Genomic DNA, 18,916 nt, shown 5'->3' on the forward strand with positions numbered 1-18,916 from the left:
AGGATGGCCGTGATGGACTGGTTTATGGTTTCGCCGCTGTTGCTGACAGCGCTCTTTTTTGTCGCGATGCTGGCAGGATTTATCGATGCCCTCGCAGGCGGCGGCGGGTTGCTGACTGTGCCTGCGCTGCTGGCGGCGGGCATGTCGCCTGCCCAGGCGCTGGCGACCAATAAACTGCAGGCCTGCGGCGGCTCGCTGTCGGCCTCGCTCTATTTTATCCGTCGCGGCGTGGTTAGCCTGCGCGACCAGAAGCTCAATATCCTGATGACGTTTATCGGCTCCACCAGCGGCGCGCTGCTGGTGCAGCATGTGCAGTCCGATATTCTGCGCCAGATCCTGCCGGTGCTGGTGATTGCCATCGGCCTCTATTTTTTGCTGATGCCGCGCCTGGGCGAAGACGATCGCCAGCGCAGGCTTTATGGCCTGCCGTTCGCGCTGGTGGCGGGCGGCTGCGTCGGCTTTTATGACGGCTTTTTCGGCCCCGGCGCAGGTTCGTTTTACGCGCTGGCGTTTGTGACGCTCGCCGGTTTTGGTCTCGCCAAATCCACCGCGCACGCCAAAGTGCTTAACGCCACATCTAACGTCGGCGGTTTGCTGCTCTTTATCATTGGCGGCAAAGTTATCTGGGGCACCGGCTTTGTCATGCTCGCCGGACAATTTCTCGGCGCGCGCTTAGGCTCGCGTCTGGTATTAAGTAAAGGACAGCGCCTGATCCGCCCGATGATCGTTATCGTGTCGGCGGTGATGAGCGCCAAATTGTTATATGACAGCCACGGACAGGAGATCCTCCACTGGCTGGGGATAGCGTAATGCGTGAACACCACTATCAGGATTTAATTACTATTTTCGACGGCTGTTTTGCCGGTGATTTTAATACCCGTCTGATTAAAGGCGACGACGAACCGATCTATCTTCCGGCAGATGCCGATGCGCCTTATCACCGCGTGGTGTTTGCACACGGCTTTTACGCCAGCGCCCTGCATGAGATTTCGCACTGGTGTATCGCGGGCAAAGCGCGGCGCGAGCTGGTGGATTTTGGCTACTGGTACTGTCCGGACGGACGCGATGCGCAGACACAGAGCCAGTTTGAAGATGTGGAAGTGAAACCGCAGGCGCTGGAGTGGCTGTTCTGCGTGGCGGCGGGCTTTCCGTTTAACGTCAGCTGCGACAACCTTAACGGCGATTTCGATCCGGATCGCATCGCGTTTCAGCGCCGGGTGCACGCGCAGGTTATGCAATATCTGACCAACGGCATTCCCGAACGTCCGGCGCGCTTTATCGCGGCCTTACAGGATTTTTACCAGACGCCGCCGCTGGCGGCGCAACAGTTCCCATGGCCGGAAGACTTGTGCTAATCGCCATGTTATTAACCGAGGAAAACGAATGATTGCCGAATTTGAAGCACGTATTCTGGCGCTGATAGATGAGATGGTGGAGCACGCGAGCGACGACGAACTGTTCGCCAGCGGCTACCTGCGCGGGCACCTGACGCTTGCCGTCGCGGCGCTGGAGCAGGGCGACGACCACTCGCCGCAGGCGGTATACACCAAAGTGACGAACAGCCTCGAAACGGCGATCCACGCGGGCGAACTCTCGCCGCGTGACCAGGCGCTGGTGCTGGGCATGTGGGATAACCTGTTCCAGCAGGCGAAGCTCAACTAAGGCCTCACAGCCTGCGCGCCGCCGGGTGCGCAGGTTTTTCTTTTTAGCGCCTTGCGCTTCCCGCCGAACCTGCCTTTACGTATTCCTGCTTTCAGCAGCGTTATCTCATTCCCTGCCGCCACAGCGTTAACCCGCCGCCCGGCCTTTGAGGAGCTTACGCACCCACAGCCGGTTGGGATTCAGCGCCGCGAGCGTCGCGCCATCAAGCGGCAGCGGTTCACCACTCATTTGCGAAGCTAAAACTTCAGCGGCCAGCGGCGCGCTGCACAGCCCGCGCGAGCCGAGCGCGCCCAGCACAAAGAGATTCTCCAGCACCGGCGCGGGCATGACCGCTTCGGGCACTTCAGCATCCTGAGAGAGCGTCGCGTAATCGCGAAGCGTTGCGGCGTGATCCGGCGCGTTGCCGACCATCGGCAGGTGATCGCGCGTGGCGCAACGCACGCCGCAGCGCGCGTCGCCCGCGCTCACGTCCACCTCCTGCGCCCATTCTGCCGCGGGCAGGCAGTCGAGAAGCCGCTGGCGGTTGTGCTGCTGGTCTTCTTCCTGATAGCGCATCTCGCTCACGCCACGGTGATAGCTGGCACCGATGCAGTGCATGCCGTTCGCCGGGTTTTGCGGCGTCAGATAGCCGTCATAACAGAGCACCTGGCGCAGCGCGCCGAGGCCCGGCGTGGTGGGAATATGGCTTACCTGGCCGCCGACCGGGTAGACCGGCAGCTTTTCGGTTTGCGGGAAGCCGCTGAGTTGATGCCCGTTCGCCAGTACCACGGCGGCGTGACGCGCCTGCGCGCCGCTCGCGAAATCGAGTTGCCAGTCCTGGTCTTCCCGATGCAGCGCGCTCACCCTGTGCCCGTAATGCACCCGCAGACCGTGCGCCTGCGCAAGCTTCAGCACGCCCGCAGTCAGTTGCGCCGGGCAGAGCCAGCCGCCCTGCGGATATTCAATGCCGCCACAGCCGGTCTCCACGCCGCAGCGTTCGCGCACTTCTCGCGCGTCAACGCCGCGCGCAAGAGATTCTGGCAGGCCGGGCTCCAGCATCTGGTTGATTTTCGTCTGGCTCTTTTCATCCCAGCCAAGCTGCGTCACGCCGCACCAGTCTTTATCGAAACTGACCGGCAGCGCGTCATAGAGTCTGCGCGCGAAGGTAAAAGCGGCCGGGAAGAAGGCGGCCAGCGCGGCGTCGTGGTGGCTTAACAGAGGATAGAGCGCGCCCTGGCGGTTGCCTGAAGCCCCCTGCGCCGGCGCGCCATCCGCGCAGTAGAGCGTCACCCGCCAGCCGCGTCTTAATAAGCCGAGTGCGAGCAGCGCGCTGGCGATGCCGCCGCCGATAATCGCCACGTCTTTATCACCGCTTGCCGGACGACGCGCATACCAGGGGGCGCGGGCAGACGGCGGAGCATCATGGCTGAGCGCGCCCGTCAGCATTTCGCGCTTGCGCCCGAAGCCTTTGCGCTTCACCACGTTAAAACCAGCTTCAATCAGCCCACGGCGCACAAAGCCTGCGGAGGTGAATGTTGCGAGCGTACCGCCGGGGCGGGCGAGGCGCGCCATCGCAGCAAACAGGCCGCGCGTCCACATCTCCGGGTTTTTCGACGGCGCGAAGCCATCCAGAAACCAGGCATCCACCTGGCGGTTATGCGTGTCATCCAGCGTATCGACCAGTTCGTTGATATCGCCAAGCCAGAGATCGAGCGTCACGCGTCCGCCATCCAGTACCAGCCGCTGACAGCCAGGCAGCGCCTCGGCCACTGCGCCTGGAGCTGTTGCGCCCACGGCGCGAGTTCCGGCCAGTGGGCGTGCGCGCTTTTAAGATCCGCATCCGTCAGCGGGAATTTCTCAAAACTGATGAAGTGCAGGCGTTGCAGCGTGGCGTCCGGGTGCGCGTCGCGAAACGCCGCGAACGCCTGCCAGAGCGTCAGGAAATTCAGCCCGGTGCCAAATCCGCTTTCGGCGACAATAAAGCTGTCACGCGGGTGTGTCATAAAGCGCTCGGGGAGCTGATTACCGTCCAGAAAAACGTAGCGGGTCTCTTCCAGACCGTCATCATTGGAAAAATAAACGTCATCAAAATCTCGGGAAACAGGTGTACCCTCATTATTAAACGTCAGGGAGGCGGGCTGTATGGCGATAGGTTTCACGTAAATTGCTCGAATGACAGGCAGTCGCACGATCTTAGCGAGCCAGGTCAGACAGCGCAAATTTCTTGCCAATCTGGCTGATCGGACTTGTTCGGCGTACAACTGTACGCTATCTTGCGACACGACACTTACTTAGCGTACTCGAAGAGGTATTGAATGAAACGTGCAGTAATTACTGGCCTGGGCATCGTTTCCAGCATCGGTAATAACCAGCAGGAAGTCCTGGCATCCCTGCGTGAAGGACGCTCGGGGATCACTTTCTCTCAAGAATTTCTCGACGCTGGTATGCGTAGCCACGTCTGGGGCAACGTGAAGCTCGACACCACCGGTCTTATCGACCGTAAAGTGGTTCGCTTCATGAATGACGCCTCAATTTATGCTTACCTCTCCATGCAGGAAGCGGTTAAAGATGCCGGCCTGAGCGACGAGGTGTATCAGAACAACCCGCGCGTCGGTATCGTTGCCGGCTCCGGCGGCTCGTCCAAAGCACAGGTGTTCGGCGCTGACGCGATGCGTAGTCCGCGCGGCCTGAAAGCGGTCGGCCCTTACGTGGTCACTAAAGCGATGGCTTCTGCGGTTTCTGCCTGCCTCGCCACCCCGTTTAAAATCCACGGCGTTAACTACTCCATCAGCTCCGCGTGTGCGACTTCCGCGCACTGCATCGGCAACGCGGTTGAGCAGATCCAGCTTGGCAAACAGGACATCGTGTTTGCAGGCGGCGGTGAAGAGCTGGGCTGGGAAATGGCGTGTGAGTTCGACGCGATGGGCGCGCTCTCCACTAAATACAATGAGACTCCGGAAAAAGCGTCCCGTACTTACGACGCGAGCCGTGACGGCTTCGTTATCGCAGGCGGCGGCGGTATGGTCGTGGTGGAAGAGCTGGAGCACGCGCTGGCGCGCGGCGCGCACATCTATGCGGAAATCGTTGGCTACGGCGCGACCTCCGATGGTGCTGACATGGTCGCCCCGTCTGGCGAAGGCGCGGTGCGCTGCATGAAGATGGCGATGCACGGTGTAGATACCCCGATTGACTATCTGAACTCCCACGGTACGTCTACGCCGGTTGGCGACGTGAAAGAGCTGGGCGCTATTCGTGAAGTCTTCGGCGACAACACGCCGGCTATCTCCGCGACCAAAGCGATGACCGGCCACTCGCTGGGTGCCGCAGGCGTTCAGGAAGCTATCTACTCGCTGCTGATGCTGGAGCACGGCTTTATCGCGCCGAGCATCAACATTGAAGAGCTGGACGAGCAGGCGAAAGGCATGAACATCATCACCGCGCCGGTTGAGCGTGAGCTGACCACCGTGATGTCCAACAGCTTTGGCTTTGGCGGCACCAACGCGACGCTGGTCATGCGTAAATACCAGGCGTAACGTCTCTTTAAAAGAAATGGAGCCGAAAGGCTCCTTTTTTTTATATTTATTTTCCACTCACGCTTTTTTTGTTTCTTTATCCGAAACACACCCGGTCACGCTATTCCCTTTCTGTTTTAATCCATTCTCGCTTTGATAGTAATAACCTGTTGTTTTAATAGTTATTATCTTTATATTCCGGTCAGGCCTGCTATCGCAAAAAACCTTTATTTTACCAGTGCTTACATCTTGCTATTTTTATTAAATTTCACTTAAGTCAGTGAAATTTAATTTAGCTTAAAATTAAGATGCTGATAAATAATGATTATTCCAATAAAAATGCTTTTATCGTCTTCTTCTTTAAAGTTATCGCATTTTTTGACGATATATCCGTATATATCGGAGCGGCCGTTTTGTTCATCATGACGGTACCTCTTAGCGGAAACGCATATCAAATAATGCCATTCTTAATCTTTTCAGAAAGATAGGGATGAAGGACGCAGCATAAAAGAAATCCGAAATCAGTTTGCGGAATTCAGGGAAAAGTTGTTTGCCTCTTACGAGGCGTTGCCAGCCGGGGAAACCAACCATGCCCAAAGACGCATCTCTGGGTAAAGGGATTTTATTAACCACAGGAAACGTGATTCCACTTATTATTCTGTCCTGCTCAGGGGCTGCCTCTGCCAGTGGAAACAAGGATGTGGATGATACCTTCATGTATGTGCCTTTTGTGGCGGCAACGGATGTTGTCACGCGCACCAACTATAATCGCCCGTTGTTTGTCACCAGCGCCGCGACAGCGCGAGCGGCAGGCATTAACGGTGCCGGGGTTAAAGTCGGCGTAGCGGATACCGGTATTCTGACAACGCATCCGGCGCTGTTGGGGGTGGTGAAAGGCACGCTAAACTATGTCGACGCGAGCGCCAATAATCTGAGCGTCGGCGATGTCCGCGGCCACGGCACGATGGTCGCCCAGACGCTCGCGGGCCGCGCCACAGGACTGTTCACCGGCGGTACTGCGCCGGGCGCGACGCTTATCAGCGCGCGTATCATTCCTGATGTCGCTAATACCCGCCAGAGCCTGAATTTCGGGCAGATCAACTACGATCTCGCGCGTGCTGGCGCGAAAATTATCAATAACTCCTGGGGTATTCCTGACTGGAACCCGACCAGCACCGCCACGACTACCTATTTTGTAAACGCCTGGAAGCCCTTTATCTCGTCCTATAACGGACTGATTGTGTTTGCGAGCGGCAACGATGGCGCGGCGAATCCGGTAGGCGTTGCGAAACTGCCGTCGCTGGCCCCCGCCTCCGGGCTGGATAAGGGCTGGCTGGTGGCCACGGCGGTCGATACTTTTAACCCGAGCTATATCGCGAGCTACGCCAACCGCTGCGGTGTGATGAAAAACAGCTGCCTCGCGGCACCCGGCAGCGTTTACGTGCAGTCGACAGACAGTACCGGTAAAGCGGTGCTGCGCCTGGTGAGCGGCACTTCATTTGCCGCGCCGCAGGTTTCCGGCGTGGCGGCGATGGTCTGGCAGAAATACCCTTATTTCACGAACGATCTGGTTCGCCAGACGGTGCTCGGCACCGCGACCGATATCGGCGCACCGGGTGTGGACGCGGTATTTGGTTACGGCCTGCTGAACGCCGCGAAGGCGATTAACGGCCCGGCGAAGTTTAACTGGGGCACCGTGAGCGTCGCGTTTAACAGCTATACCTCGACCTGGAGCAACGCCATCAGCGGCAGCGGCGGGTTGATTAAAAGCGGTACCGGCAAGCTAGTGCTGACGCAGGACGCCAGCTATACCGGCACTACGCAGGTGCTGGGCGGCAGCCTGTCATCGGCGAAAAGTCTGGCCTCCGCGGTGAACATTGGCCGCGCGGGTACGCTGGATGTGCGCACGGTAAAAGGTAATGTCGATAACAGCGGTTTTGTGCTGCTGCGCGACGGCAAAACGCGCTTTATGACCAACTATACGCAGCGCACCACCGGCAGTCTGGCGTTTATGCTCGGCTCGACGCTGGATGTGGCAGGGCGCGCGACGATCGCCGGTAATTTGCATCTGCTTGGCGTACCGGCAGGCTACATCACCCAGGCGCGTCAGCCTGTCGTCAACGCGGGCGCGGTGTCCGGCAAATTCAGCCGCTTTACGCAGTCGGCGGGCGTGTTCCTGACAGGTTCACTGGGCTATAGCACGAAGCAGGTATGGCTGAACATCAAACGTTTGCAGGTGACGCAGACCAAAGTCGCCAGCACGTCTGCGGCCACGCAATCCGCCGCTGTGCGTCTGGAACAGGCGTTTACGCAGCTTGATAAGCAAGTGGCGACCGGCGTGGCGGTGCGCGCCAGTTCGTTTGCGTCCGCGGCGGGCGAGTTGCAGCACATCTCGAATAACACGTCTGCCCGCGCGGCGCTGGAGAGCCTCTCCGGCCAGCTTCCGGCAGCGACGGCGGCGCTCACCTGGCAGGCGATTAATGTGAATCAGCGCAGCAGCGCGACTCACATCAACGCGCTGCTGGACGCGCCGCAAAGCCGCAGCTGGAGCGATACGCTCTCCTGGAACGGCAGCCTCGGACGCAGCGGGTATTCGCCGGTGAGCTACTCCATGAAAGGGTGGGTGACAGGTCAGGACCGGTTTATTGATGAGCACACGTTTATCGGCACGTCGCTGTCGCGCACCGACACGTTCAGCGCGCTGAGCAGCGGCGGCGAGCGCAACACCGGCACGCTGAGCGAAGCGGCGCTGTACGGCGGCAAGATCTACGGCGGCTACTACCTGACTGGTCGCCTGGCGTCCGGGTATTATGACGGCCAGCAGCACCGTATGCTGTGGCTCGGCAGTCGTTCCGAGCGCGTCAGCAGCCGTCAGAGCGGCAGCTGGATGTCGCTTGGCAGCGAGACCGGCTATCGCTTTAACCTGGACGGTTTCGCCGTAACGCCATTTATCGATACGCAATACATCACGCTGAAGCAGGATGCGTTTAGCGAGAAGAGCGGCTCTGGCTTTGGCCTGCGCGCCGACAACCAGACCACCACGCGCTGGCAGGCTGGCGCGGGGCTGCGTGCGGCGTACACGTTCGATCTGCAAACCCACGGGCGGCTGGATCTGAGCTTCCAGACCCACCTGCAACGCGCGTTAAGCCAGGATGAAGGACGCTATCAGGCAAGCTTTACCGGCGTGGATCAGCCAGTGCCGCTGCACGGCGTGACGGCACCTGAGAAAACGCTGACCAGCGCAGTGTCGCTCGGCTGGCAGGTGAATCCGGCGCTGAATCTGAATCTGACGGGCGAGCAGGAGACCAGCGACGGGCGCAACAGCAACCGCAGCGTGATGGCCGGCGTGTCGTTAAGTTTCTGATACAGGGATTTAAGAAAAAGAAAAGGCGTCGCAAGACGCCTTTTTGCTGCCTGTCAGATAACCAGCCAGAGCAGAAGGAGAACCAGCACCAGCAGGAACATCGCAAGGCCGGGCTTCGCGGAAATCTGCTTCACCGGCTGGGTGAAAAACGCGATAAGCGGGCTGTAGATCGGCTGAATATGGCGCACTTCAAGCGTCTCCGGCGACCCTTCCGAGCGACGAATAAACACCTGATTGAGAATATCCTGTACCTGCGCGGTGGTTAACACCGTTTGCGGCGTCGCCTGGAAGCGCTGCTGCGCGTAGTCGCTAATCTCCTGCCATTCGCGCGACTCCAGCGGCTGGCGTAGCGCGGCCTGAATGCTGTGTAGCGTTGGCGCGGGCTGGTCGGCGAGGGTCTGGCGCGCGACAAGCCAGGTCGAGAGCGCCGCGAAATGCTTCGCCGGAATCAGCTCACCGCTTTTCACGCCAGAAAGCTCCAGCATCGACTGCCAGATAAGCTTCGGCGATTCGCCGGTGGCCGCCGCAAGCTTCGTCACCTGCTGGTTGAGCGTATTATGCTCCGCGGGCTGCATCGGGCGGTCGGTCGCCGGGCGCTGCTGCGGTTGCGGAATACTCAGCTGCGCGTTTTGCAGCAGCGTCAGCACGCTTTTGAGCTGCTCGCCGGAGAGCTGGTTCAGCGCGGTGTGCCCGAACTGCTGGCGGATATAATCGCTCACCGCCTGGCGGTTGTTGCCGACGTTCAGAAGCTCGGTCAGTTGCGACAATACCTGGCGCTGGGTATGGGTCTGCTGCGCCTGGCCTAACCGCTGGTTAAGGTTCTGCTCGGCGGCGGGGAAGTGGCGCGAAAGCAGCGGCGCATCGCTCTTTAAGCCCAGATCGTGCTTCATGCCGGCCCAGACTTCGGCGCTTTGCTGTTGGGTTAGCGCCACAAGCCGGGTGATAAGCCGCTCAAGCACCGTGCGCTGCTGAGTGGAAAGCGGCTGTTCGCCTGCGGAGTGGGGCGATGTGGGAGGCTCCCCCGCCGGGCGGGGCGTGGCGCCATGAATGGGTTGCATCATCAATAATCCTTAACCTGACCGGACGGTGCCGCGAAACTAACCACGCTGTTAAGTATGCCTGGCGGCGAGATTATGGCACACTTAACGGCTATCTCCCGCACATAAACAGGTAGAGAAACGTGAAAATCCTCGTTGATGAAAATATGCCTTACGCACGCGAGCTGTTCAGCCGTCTTGGCGAGGTGCAGGCCGTGCCTGGCCGCCCGATTCCAAAGGCGGAACTGAACGACGCCAACGCACTGATGGTGCGCTCTGTCACCCAGGTGAATTGCGATTTGCTGGCAGGCAAAAACATCCGGTTTGTCGGTACCGCCACGGCGGGCACCGATCACGTTGATGAAGATTACTTACGCGAGGCGGGCATCGGGTTTTCCGGCGCGCCCGGCTGCAACGCTATCGCGGTCGTTGAATATGTGTTCTCCGCGCTGCTGATGCTTGCCGAGCGCGACGGCTTCGCGCTTACCGACCGCACTGTCGGCATCGTCGGCGTGGGTAACGTCGGCTCTCGTTTGCAGGCGCGGCTGGAGGCGCTCGGCGTGCGCACGCTGCTGTGCGATCCGCCGCGTGCCGATCGCGGCGACAGCGGCGATTTCCGCTCGCTCGACGAGCTGGTGCGCGAGGCAGACATTCTCACGTTCCACACGCCGCTCTTTAAAAACGGGCCGTACAAAACGCTGCATCTGGCTGACGAGGCGCTCATCGCGCGCCTGAAGCCAGGCGCTATTCTGATTAACGCCTGCCGCGGTCCGGTGGTCGATAACGACGCGCTGCTGGCGCGCCTTGAGGCGGGGCAGCCGCTCAGCGTTGTGCTGGACGTCTGGGAGCCGGAGCCAGCGCTGAATGTCGAGCTTTTAAAGCGTGTTGATATCGGTACCGCGCATATCGCGGGCTATACGCTGGAAGGCAAAGCGCGCGGCACCACGCAGGTCTTTGAGGCGTACAGCCAGTTCCTCGGCACGCCGCAGCAGGTGGCGCTTGCCACGTTGCTGCCGCCGCCGGAGTTTGGCCGCATCACGCTTCAGGGGCCGCTCGATCAGGCGACGCTGAAACGGCTGGTGCATCTGGTGTATGATGTGCGCCGCGACGACGCGCCGCTTCGCCGCGTGGCGGGCATGCCGGGCGAGTTTGATAAGCTTCGCAAAAATTATCAGGAGCGCCGCGAATGGTCGTCGCTCTATGTGCAGTGCGATGACGAAGCCGCCGCCGCGCTGCTGCAAAAGCTGGGTTTTAACGCGACCCATCATCCGATCCGTTAATCACTGATTCTCTTATTCCCCGCAAACGGGCGGGGAAGGCATTTTATTTTCTGGAGTAAAACCACCATGTCTGAAGGCTGGAATATCGCCATACTGGGCGCGACGGGCGCCGTGGGAGAGGCCCTGCTTGAGCAACTCGCCGAGCGTCAGTTCCCGGTGGGTGAACTTTATGCGCTGGCGCGCAATGAAAGCGCGGGTGAAACGCTGCGCTTCAACGGTAAAAGCGTGCAGGTACAGGACGCCGACGCGTTCGACTGGACTCAGGCGCAGCTCGCCTTTTTCGTCGCAGGCCAGGAAGCGAGCGCCCGCTACGTGGATGACGCGACCAACGCCGGTTGTCTGGTTATCGACTCAAGCGGCCTGTTCGCGCTGGAGCCGGACGTGCCGCTGGTGGTGCCGGACGTCAACCCGTATGTGCTGGCAGATTACCGCAATCGTAACGTCGTCGCGGTGGCCGACAGCCTGACCAGCCAGCTTCTGACGGCACTGCGTCCGCTGATGGAAGCAGGCGGGCTGTCGCGCATTCAGGTGACGAACCTGTTATCTGTTTCCGCGCAGGGTAAAACGGCGGTGGACGCGCTGGCGGGCCAGAGCGCGCGCCTGCTGAACGGGATGCCGGTCGATGAAGACGATCACTTTGGCCGCCAGCTGGCGTTCAACATGCTGCCGCTGCTGCCGGACCGCGAAGGCAGCGTGCGTCAGGATCGCCGTCTGGTGGATGAAGTGCGCAAGATATTGCAGGACGAAGGCTTGATGATTTCCGTCACCAGCGTACAGGCACCGGTGTTTTACGGCCATGCTCAGATGGTGAATTTCGAAGCGCTGCGCCCGCTCGCGGCAGAAGAAGCCCGCGACGCGCTGGAGCGCGATCAGGACATCGCGCTCTCTGAGGAGAACGACTATCCGACGCAGGTGGGCGACGCCTCCGGCAGCGTGCATCTTTCCATCGGCTGCGTGCGTAACGATTACGGCATGCCGGAGCAGATCCAGTTCTGGTCGGTCGCCGATAACGTGCGCTTCGGCGGCGCGCTGATGGCCATCAAAACGGCGGAAAAACTGCTGCAGGAGTACCTGTACTGATGTCGGAGAGTCTGGAAAAGCCGGTCGTTAAAATCGCGCTTGGCATTGAGTACGACGGCAGTAAATATTACGGCTGGCAGCGTCAGCAGGAAGTGCGCAGCGTCCAGGAAAAGCTTGAAAAGGCGCTATCGCAGGTGGCGAACGAACCAATTAACGTCTTCTGCGCGGGCCGTACCGACGCGGGCGTGCATGCCACCGGACAGGTGGTGCATTTTGAAACCACCGCCATCCGCAAGGATGCCGCCTGGACGCTCGGCGTAAATGCGAATTTACCTGGTGACATCGCGGTACGCTGGGTGAAAGATGTGCCCGCGGAGTTTCACGCCCGGTTCAGCGCGACGGCTCGCCGTTACCGCTACGTTATCTATAATCACCGTTTGCGACCGGCGGTGCTCTCGCAGGGAGTGACACATTACCACCTGCCGCTGGACGCAGAGCGTATGCACCGGGCGGCGCAGTGTCTTATCGGCGAAAACGACTTCACTTCGTTTCGCGCGGTGCAGTGCCAGTCCCGCACGCCCTGGCGCAACCTGATGCATATCAACGTTGAGCGCTTCGGGGCGTACATTGTGGTGGATATCAAGGCAAACGCCTTTGTGCATCATATGGTGCGCAATATCGTTGGCAGCCTGATGGAAATAGGCTGCGGTAACCAGCCGGAGAGCTGGATGGCAGAACTGCTGGCGGCTAAGGACAGAACGCTTGCGGCAGCGACGGCGAAGGCGGAAGGGCTGTATCTGGTGTCGGTGGATTACCCGGCGCAGTTTGAGCTTCCGAAGCCGCCGATGGGCCCACTTTTTTTAGCTGACTGACAGCAGTCGGGGAAGAAGAACCAGTATGGACATTATTCGCTTTCTGATTGATTTTATTTTACATATCGACGTGCACCTGGCGGAGCTGGTGGCGCAGTACGGAATCTGGGTTTACGCGATCCTGTTCCTGATCCTGTTCTGCGAAACGGGGCTTGTCGTGACGCCGTTTTTGCCGGGCGATTCGCTGCTGTTCGTGGCGGGCGCGCTCTCCTCGCTGCCGTCCAACGATCTCAATGTGCACCTGATGGCCCTTTTAATGGTTATTGCGGCGATACTCGGCGACGCGGTGAACTACACTATAGGCCGACTCTTTGGCGCGCGGCTTTTCAGCAACCCGGATTCGAAAATCTTCCGCCAGAGCTATCTTGATAAAACGCATGCGTTTTATGAGCGTCACGGCGGTAAAACGATTATCCTCGCCCGTTTCGTGCCGATCGTGCGCACCTTCGCGCCGTTCGTCGCCGGGATGGGGCATATGTCCTATCGTCATTTTGCCCTGTATAACGTGGTGGGCGCGCTGTTGTGGGTTCTGCTGTTTACCTATACGGGCTACTTCTTTGGCGCGATGCCGTTTATTCAGGACAATCTGAAGTTGCTGATCGTCGCTATTATCGTCCTCTCGGTATTGCCGGGCGTATATGAAGTGGTGCGTCACAAACGCGCCGCGGCGCGCCAGACAAAATAAGCCCTCTGGCGGTTCGACCACTTTTTTATCCAAAGTTGCGGGCCGTTATGGTTTAATGAGCACCATTTATGGTCTGTGGAAGGCAATAATGGCATTATGCGCCCCCACAGAAAAACTGGCATCGACCAGGTTCAGGCAGAAAGGTTATCAATGAGCTGGATTGAACGAATTCTCAATAAAAGCAATATTACTCCCACTCGCAGGGCAAACATCCCGGAAGGGGTGTGGACCAAGTGCGACAGCTGCGGCCAGGTACTCTACCGCGCCGAACTGGAGCGTAACCTTGAGGTTTGCCCGAAATGCGATCACCACATGCGCATGGCGGCGCGCGACCGTCTGCACAGCCTGTTAGACGAAGGGTCGCTGGTGGAACTGGGCAGTGAGCTTGAGCCGAAAGATGTGCTGAAGTTCCGTGATTCCAAAAAATACAAGGATCGTCTGGCTACCGCCCAGAAGGAAACCGGCGAGAAAGACGCGCTGGTGGTGATGAAAGGCACCCTGCACGGTATGCCGGTTGTTGCGGCGGCGTTCGAGTTCGCCTTTATGGGCGGCTCCATGGGTTCCGTCGTGGGCGCGCGTTTCGTACGTGCGGTTGAGCAGGCGCTGGAAGACAACTGCCCGCTTATCTGCTTCTCCGCCTCCGGCGGCGCGCGTATGCAGGAAGCGCTGATGTCGCTGATGCAGATGGCGAAAACCTCCGCGGCACTTGCAAAAATGCAGGAGCGTGGACTGCCGTATATCTCCGTGCTGACCGACCCGACCATGGGCGGCGTTTCCGCGAGCTTCGCGATGCTTGGCGATCTCAACATCGCCGAGCCGAAAGCGCTGATCGGCTTCGCCGGCCCGCGCGTTATCGAGCAGACCGTACGTGAAAAACTCCCGGCTGGCTTCCAGCGCAGTGAGTTCCTCATCGAAAAAGGCGCTATCGATATGATCGTGCGTCGCCCGGAGCTGCGCCTCAAACTTGCCAGCATTCTGGCGAAGCTGATGAACCTCCCGGCGCCAAGCCCGGACGCGCCGCGTGAAGCGGTGGTGGTGCCGCCGGTACCGGACCAGGATCACGAGGCCTGATAGTCATGAAGGGCAGGGCCATAAGGCGCTGCCCTTCTTGTTTATGAACCGTAACCAGGATACGGGCATCATGGAAAAGCAACACCTTCCCCAAGCCACGTCGCCTCTGGCCACGTGGCTTTCTTATCTGGAAAACCTGCACGGTAAGACCATCGACATGGGCCTTGAGCGCGTCTCGCGCGTGGCGGCATTGCTTGATGTAGTAAAACCCGCGCCGTTTGTCTTCACCGTCGCGGGCACTAACGGCAAAGGCACCACCTGCCGCACGCTCGAAGCGGTGCTGATGGCGGCAGGCTATCGCGTGGGCGTCTACAGTTCGCCGCACCTGGTGCGCTACACCGAGCGCGTGCGCGTGCAGGGCGAAGAGCTTGCGGAAAGCCAACACACCGCCGCGTTTGCGGAGATTGAAGCCGTGCGTGGTGAAACGTCCCTCACGTACTTTGAATACGGCACGCTGTCCGCATTGTGGCTCTTTAAGCAGGCGCAGCTGGATGTCGTTATTCTCGAAGTCGGGCTCGGCGGGCGACTGGACGCCACCAACCTGGTGGATTGCGATGTGGCGGTCATCACCAGTATCGCGCTCGATCACACCGACTGGCTGGGGCCGGATCGTGAAAGCATCGGGCGCGAGAAAGCCGGTATTTTCCGTGCGGGCAAACCGGCGGTGGTGGGCGAGCCCGATATGCCGCACACCATCGCGCAGGTGGCGCAGGAGAAGGGCGCGCGGCTGCTTTGTGTGAACGACGCCTGGCGCTATGAGGCGGAACGCGACGGCTGGCGCTTTAGTGACGGCGATGGCGAACTGACTCATCTTCCGCTGCCGCAGGTGCCGCAGCCTAACGCGGCGACGGCGCTCGCCGCGCTTCGCGTAAGCGGCCTTGCGATCAGCGAGCAGGCTTACCGCGACGGCATCGCGCGCGCCACGCTGCCGGGGCGTTTCCAGATTGTGAGCGAGGCCCCGCGCATCATTCTGGATGTGGCCCATAATCCGCACGCGGCGGGCTATCTGGCGCAGCGGCTCGCGCAGTCGCCATCCGCCGGGCGCGTGCTGGCGGTTATCGGTATGCTGCATGATAAAGATATCGCCGGAACGCTCGCCTGTCTGGAGAGGGTCGTGGATAGCTGGTATTGTGCCCCTCTGGACGGGCCGCGCGGCGCCCGCGCCGAAGAGCTTGCGGAACATCTGCAGGCCAGCGCTGTCTTTGATAGCGTGGCGCAGGCCTGGCACGCGGCGCTGGCCGATGCGCAGCCTGCTGATACGGTGCTGGTATGCGGGTCGTTTCATACCGTCGCAGCGGTAATGGAAGAGATGGACGCGGGGAGACGAGGTGGCGAGTAAGTTTCAGAACCGATTAGTCGGCACAATTGTGCTGGTGGCGCTGGGGGTTATCGTGCTGCCAGGGCTGCTGGACGGCCAGAAAAAACATTATCAGGATGAGTTCGCGGCGATCCCGCTGGTGCCGAAGCCTGGCGATCGCGACGAGCCGGATATGCTGCCGGCCGCGACGCAGGCGCTGCCGTCTCAGCCGCCGGAAGGCGCGGCGGAAGAGGTTCGGGCGGGTAACGCGGCGGCGACGTCGATAGACACCACGCGGCTGCCTGCCGATACCGGCGCGGATCTGGATGAAGTGCCGGTGACGCCTGCGAAGCCGAAAGCGACAGAGCCTGCGAAAACACGGACTGCCGATAAGCCCCAGAGCAAGCCGCAGCGCGATAAAACCGATGAGCAGCTGGCGATGGTGAGCGAGGCCGAAGCGCCCGCGCCTGTGAAAAACACGCCGCCGGAGAAACCGCAAACGCCGCCTGCGGGCAAAGCGTATGTCGTGCAGCTCGGCGCGCTGAAAAATGCCGATAAAGTCAACGAAATCGTCGGCAAACTACGCTCGGCGGGTTACCGGGCGTATACGTCGCCATCCACGCCGGTGCAGGGGAAAATCACCCGCATTCTGGTAGGGCCGGAGGCGTCGAAGGATAAGTTAAAATCGTCGCTGGGCGAGCTGAACAGCCTGTCGGGGCTGAACGGCGTGATAATGAATTACAGCGTGAATTAAGCGGTCTGGCGTCTTTTTAAAGGCGCACCGAGAAACCGCATCGCGCCACAGACGGCCCGCATACGGCGCTTTTTTGCTGCCTGCGGGCGTAACGGACGGATGGCGTTGAAGATTTTTTCAACGCCATTTTTTATTAACGCGTGGAAAGGAAATCCCTACGCAAACGTTTTCTTTTTCTGTTAGAATGCGCCCCGAACCGGATGTCAGGGCGTTTTATCGTGGGACACATTCATGGTCTGGATAGATTACGCCATCATTGCAGTAGTGGGTTTCTCGTGCCTGGTCAGCCTCATCCGCGGGTTCGTGAGAGAGGCGCTGTCGCTGGTCACCTGGGGCTGTGCTTTCTTTGTCGCCAGTCATTACTACACTTACCTGGCAGTCTGGTTCACCGGCTTTGAAGACGAACTGGTACGTAATGGGATAGCTATCGCGGTGCTGTTTATCGCGACGCTTATCGTCGGTGCGATAGTCAACTATGTGATTGGCGCGCTGGTGGAGAAAACCGGCCTGTCGGGTACAGACAGGGTGTTGGGGATCTGTTTCGGCGCCTTGCGGGGCGTGCTGATTGTCGCCGCCATTCTGTTCTTTCTTGATACCTTCACGGGCCTGTCCAAAAGCGAGGACTGGCAAAAGTCGCAGCTCATCCCGCAGTTCAGTTTCATCATCAGATGGTTCTTTGACTATCTGCAAAGCTCGTCAAGTTTCCTGCCCCGGTAATCGTGCCGGGGGCGGTCTTTGAATTGAGGAAAAGACAACATGTGCGGTATTGTCGGGATCGCCGGTGTTATGCCGGTCAACCAGTCGATTTATGACGCGTTAACGGTGCTTCAGCACCGCGGGCAGGATGCCGCAGGCATCATCACCATCGATGCGAATAATTGCTTCCGTCTGCGTAAAGCGAACGGCCTGGTGAATGATGTATTCGAAGCCCGCCACATGCAGCGTCTGCAGGGCAATATGGGTATCGGTCATGTGCGCTACCCGACGGCAGGCAGCTCCAGCGCCTCCGAAGCCCAGCCGTTCTATGTGAACTCGCCCTACGGTATTACGCTTGCCCACAACGGCAACCTGACGAACGCCCATGAACTGCGCAAAATGCTCTTTGAAGAGAAGCGCCGTCATATCAACACCACCTCAGATTCTGAAATCCTGCTCAATATTTTCGCCAGCGAGCTGGATAACTTCCGTCACTACCCGCTGGAAGCGGACAACATTTTCGCGGCCATCGCGGCGATGAACCGCCTGATCCGCGGCGCTTACGCGTGCGTAGCGATGATCATCGGCCACGGCATGGTGGCGTTCCGCGACCCTAACGGTATTCGCCCGCTGGTGCTTGGCAAACGCGACGCCGGTAACGGCCGCGCCGAGTACATGGTGGCGTCCGAGAGCGTGGCGCTCGATACGCTGGGCTTTGAGTTCCTGCGCGACGTAGCGCCTGGCGAAGCGGTGTACATCAGCGAGAAAGGCCAGCTCTTTACGCGCCAGTGCGCCGACAATCCGGTCAGCAACCCGTGCCTGTTTGAGTATGTTTACTTCGCGCGCCCGGACTCCTTTATCGACAAGATTTCCGTCTACAGCGCTCGCGTGGAAATGGGCAAAAAGCTCGGCGAGAAAATCGCCCGCGAATGGGAAGATCTGGATATCGACGTGGTGATCCCGATTCCGGAAACCTCCTGCGATATCGCCCTTGAAATCGCACGCATTCTTAACAAACCCTATCGTCAGGGCTTTGTGAAAAACCGCTACGTCGGACGTACCTTTATCATGCCGGGGCAACACCTGCGCCGTAAGTCGGTGCGCCGCAAACTGAACGCTAACCGCGCCGAGTTCCGCGATAAAAACGTGCTGCTGGTGGATGACTCCATCGTGCGCGGCACCACCTCTGAGCAGATTATCGAGATGGCCCGCGAGGCGGGCGCGAAGAAGGTCTATCTGGCCTCTGCCGCGCCGGAAATTCGCTTCCCGAACGTCTACGGTATCGACATGCCGAGCGCCAACGAGCTCATCGCTCACGGTCGCGAAGTGGACGAAATCCGCCAGATAATCGGCGCAGACGGCCTGATTTTCCAGGATCTCGACGATCTTATCGAAGCCGTGCGTGCCGAGAACCCGGATATTCAGCAGTTCGAATGCTCGGTCTTTAATGGCGTTTACGTCACCAAAGATGTCGATCACCAGTACCTGGAATACCTCGAATCCCTGCGTAACGATGACGCCAAAGCGGTCATGCGCCAGAACGAAGTCGAAAACTTAGAGATGCATAACGAAGGTTAATCTTCCTGCCTGCCGTCGCCCCTTGCGCAATGCGAGGGGCGAAATCCCCGTTTGCATCTCGTCGCGTCTTGCGGCAAAGTCTCGCTCAGTGCTCCTTTTCCTGATAACT

The 18,916-nt window shown here is 59.5% G+C and carries 16 protein-coding genes and 1 pseudogene; 14 read left to right on the plus strand and 3 right to left on the minus strand.

The genetic code is table 11. From position 1 onward, the window contains the following. Positions 1–12 precede the first annotated feature (12 nt). Genes AFK66_RS05390 through AFK66_RS05400 form a run of 3 tightly spaced genes read left to right on the plus strand, consistent with a single transcriptional unit; the run spans position 13 to position 1,662 of the window. Positions 13–810 (plus strand): sulfite exporter TauE/SafE family protein, encoded by a 798-nt coding sequence (locus AFK66_RS05390; protein ID WP_007776893.1) that lies wholly within the window; start codon positions 13–15, stop codon positions 808–810. Further along, complete coding sequence (locus tag AFK66_RS05395; RefSeq protein WP_004388548.1) at positions 810–1,355, plus strand: elongation factor P hydroxylase; 546 nt, start codon at positions 810–812, stop codon at positions 1,353–1,355. Before AFK66_RS05390 ends, AFK66_RS05395 begins: the two co-directional genes overlap by 1 nt. Before the next feature lie 28 nt (positions 1,356–1,383). Beyond that, positions 1,384–1,662 (plus strand): YfcL family protein, encoded by a 279-nt coding sequence (locus AFK66_RS05400; protein WP_004388549.1) that lies wholly within the window; start codon positions 1,384–1,386, stop codon positions 1,660–1,662. 126 nt (positions 1,663–1,788) lie between these two features. On the opposite strand, the pseudogene mnmC reads toward AFK66_RS05400, so the two are convergent. After that, positions 1,789–3,800 (minus strand): annotated as a pseudogene (mnmC, locus tag AFK66_RS05405) (bifunctional tRNA (5-methylaminomethyl-2-thiouridine)(34)-methyltransferase MnmC2/FAD-dependent 5-carboxymethylaminomethyl-2-thiouridine(34) oxidoreductase MnmC1). A 156-nt stretch (positions 3,801–3,956) separates the two neighbouring features. Here mnmC and fabB point away from each other — a divergent pair. Continuing rightward, positions 3,957–5,174, plus strand: coding sequence for a beta-ketoacyl-ACP synthase I (gene fabB / locus AFK66_RS05410; RefSeq protein WP_007776881.1), 1,218 nt, complete (start codon positions 3,957–3,959; stop codon positions 5,172–5,174). Positions 5,175–5,588: 414 nt separating this feature from the next. Here the strand turns inward: fabB and AFK66_RS22940 are convergent, their stop codons facing one another. Continuing rightward, complete coding sequence (locus AFK66_RS22940) at positions 5,589–5,870, minus strand: hypothetical protein (protein ID WP_032968330.1); 282 nt, start codon at positions 5,868–5,870, stop codon at positions 5,589–5,591. Here AFK66_RS22940 and AFK66_RS05415 point away from each other — a divergent pair. Further along, positions 5,854–8,517: an autotransporter serine protease gene (locus AFK66_RS05415; protein WP_230582677.1), complete on the plus strand. Its 2,664-nt coding sequence runs from the start codon at positions 5,854–5,856 to the stop codon at positions 8,515–8,517. The two genes, AFK66_RS22940 and AFK66_RS05415, sit on opposite strands and share 17 nt — an antisense overlap. A 53-nt stretch (positions 8,518–8,570) precedes the next feature. On the opposite strand, the gene flk is transcribed toward AFK66_RS05415, so the two are convergent. After that, entirely contained in the window at positions 8,571–9,578 is a 1,008-nt protein-coding gene (gene flk, locus AFK66_RS05420; RefSeq protein WP_007776871.1) for a flagella biosynthesis regulator Flk, read from the minus strand. A gap of 119 nt (positions 9,579–9,697) precedes the next feature. Here flk and pdxB point away from each other — a divergent pair, with 119 nt between their 5' ends. From pdxB to purF, 9 genes are all read left to right on the plus strand, one after another. Beyond that, positions 9,698–10,834: a 4-phosphoerythronate dehydrogenase PdxB gene (pdxB, locus tag AFK66_RS05425; RefSeq protein WP_023898347.1), complete on the plus strand. Its 1,137-nt coding sequence runs from the start codon at positions 9,698–9,700 to the stop codon at positions 10,832–10,834. 66 nt (positions 10,835–10,900) lie between these two features. Further along, a complete protein-coding gene (locus AFK66_RS05430) occupies positions 10,901–11,914 on the plus strand; it encodes an aspartate-semialdehyde dehydrogenase (protein WP_023898348.1) in 1,014 nt (337 codons plus the stop codon). Beyond that, complete coding sequence (truA, locus tag AFK66_RS05435) at positions 11,914–12,726, plus strand: tRNA pseudouridine(38-40) synthase TruA (protein WP_007776862.1); 813 nt, start codon at positions 11,914–11,916, stop codon at positions 12,724–12,726. The genes AFK66_RS05430 and truA overlap by 1 nt, the downstream gene beginning before the upstream one ends. Positions 12,727–12,751: 25 nt before the next feature. Beyond that, a complete protein-coding gene (locus AFK66_RS05440) occupies positions 12,752–13,411 on the plus strand; it encodes a DedA family protein (RefSeq protein WP_023898349.1) in 660 nt (219 codons plus the stop codon). A 150-nt stretch (positions 13,412–13,561) separates the two neighbouring features. Next, complete coding sequence (gene accD / locus AFK66_RS05445; protein WP_007892032.1) at positions 13,562–14,482, plus strand: acetyl-CoA carboxylase, carboxyltransferase subunit beta; 921 nt, start codon at positions 13,562–13,564, stop codon at positions 14,480–14,482. Between the two features lie 70 nt (positions 14,483–14,552). Next, on the plus strand, positions 14,553–15,821 hold the full coding sequence (folC, locus tag AFK66_RS05450) for a bifunctional tetrahydrofolate synthase/dihydrofolate synthase (protein WP_032983042.1): 1,269 nt from the start codon (positions 14,553–14,555) through the stop codon (positions 15,819–15,821). After that, positions 15,811–16,533 carry a cell division protein DedD gene (gene dedD, locus AFK66_RS05455; protein WP_007776856.1) on the plus strand — a complete coding sequence of 241 codons (723 nt, stop codon included), beginning with the start codon at positions 15,811–15,813 and terminating at the stop codon, positions 16,531–16,533. The genes folC and dedD overlap by 11 nt, the downstream gene beginning before the upstream one ends. Positions 16,534–16,764: 231 nt before the next feature. Further along, positions 16,765–17,250, plus strand: coding sequence for a colicin V production protein (gene cvpA, locus AFK66_RS05460; protein WP_004386645.1), 486 nt, complete (start codon positions 16,765–16,767; stop codon positions 17,248–17,250). A gap of 39 nt (positions 17,251–17,289) precedes the next feature. Beyond that, the gene (purF, locus tag AFK66_RS05465) at positions 17,290–18,807 is read left to right on the plus strand and encodes an amidophosphoribosyltransferase (protein ID WP_004386646.1); all 1,518 of its coding nucleotides are present in this window, start codon (positions 17,290–17,292) and stop codon (positions 18,805–18,807) included. Positions 18,808–18,916: the final 109 nt, after the last annotated feature.

Origin of the sequence: Cronobacter malonaticus LMG 23826, assembly GCF_001277215.2 — a bacterium.
GTDB classification, from domain to species: Bacteria; Pseudomonadota; Gammaproteobacteria; order Enterobacterales; family Enterobacteriaceae; genus Cronobacter; species Cronobacter malonaticus.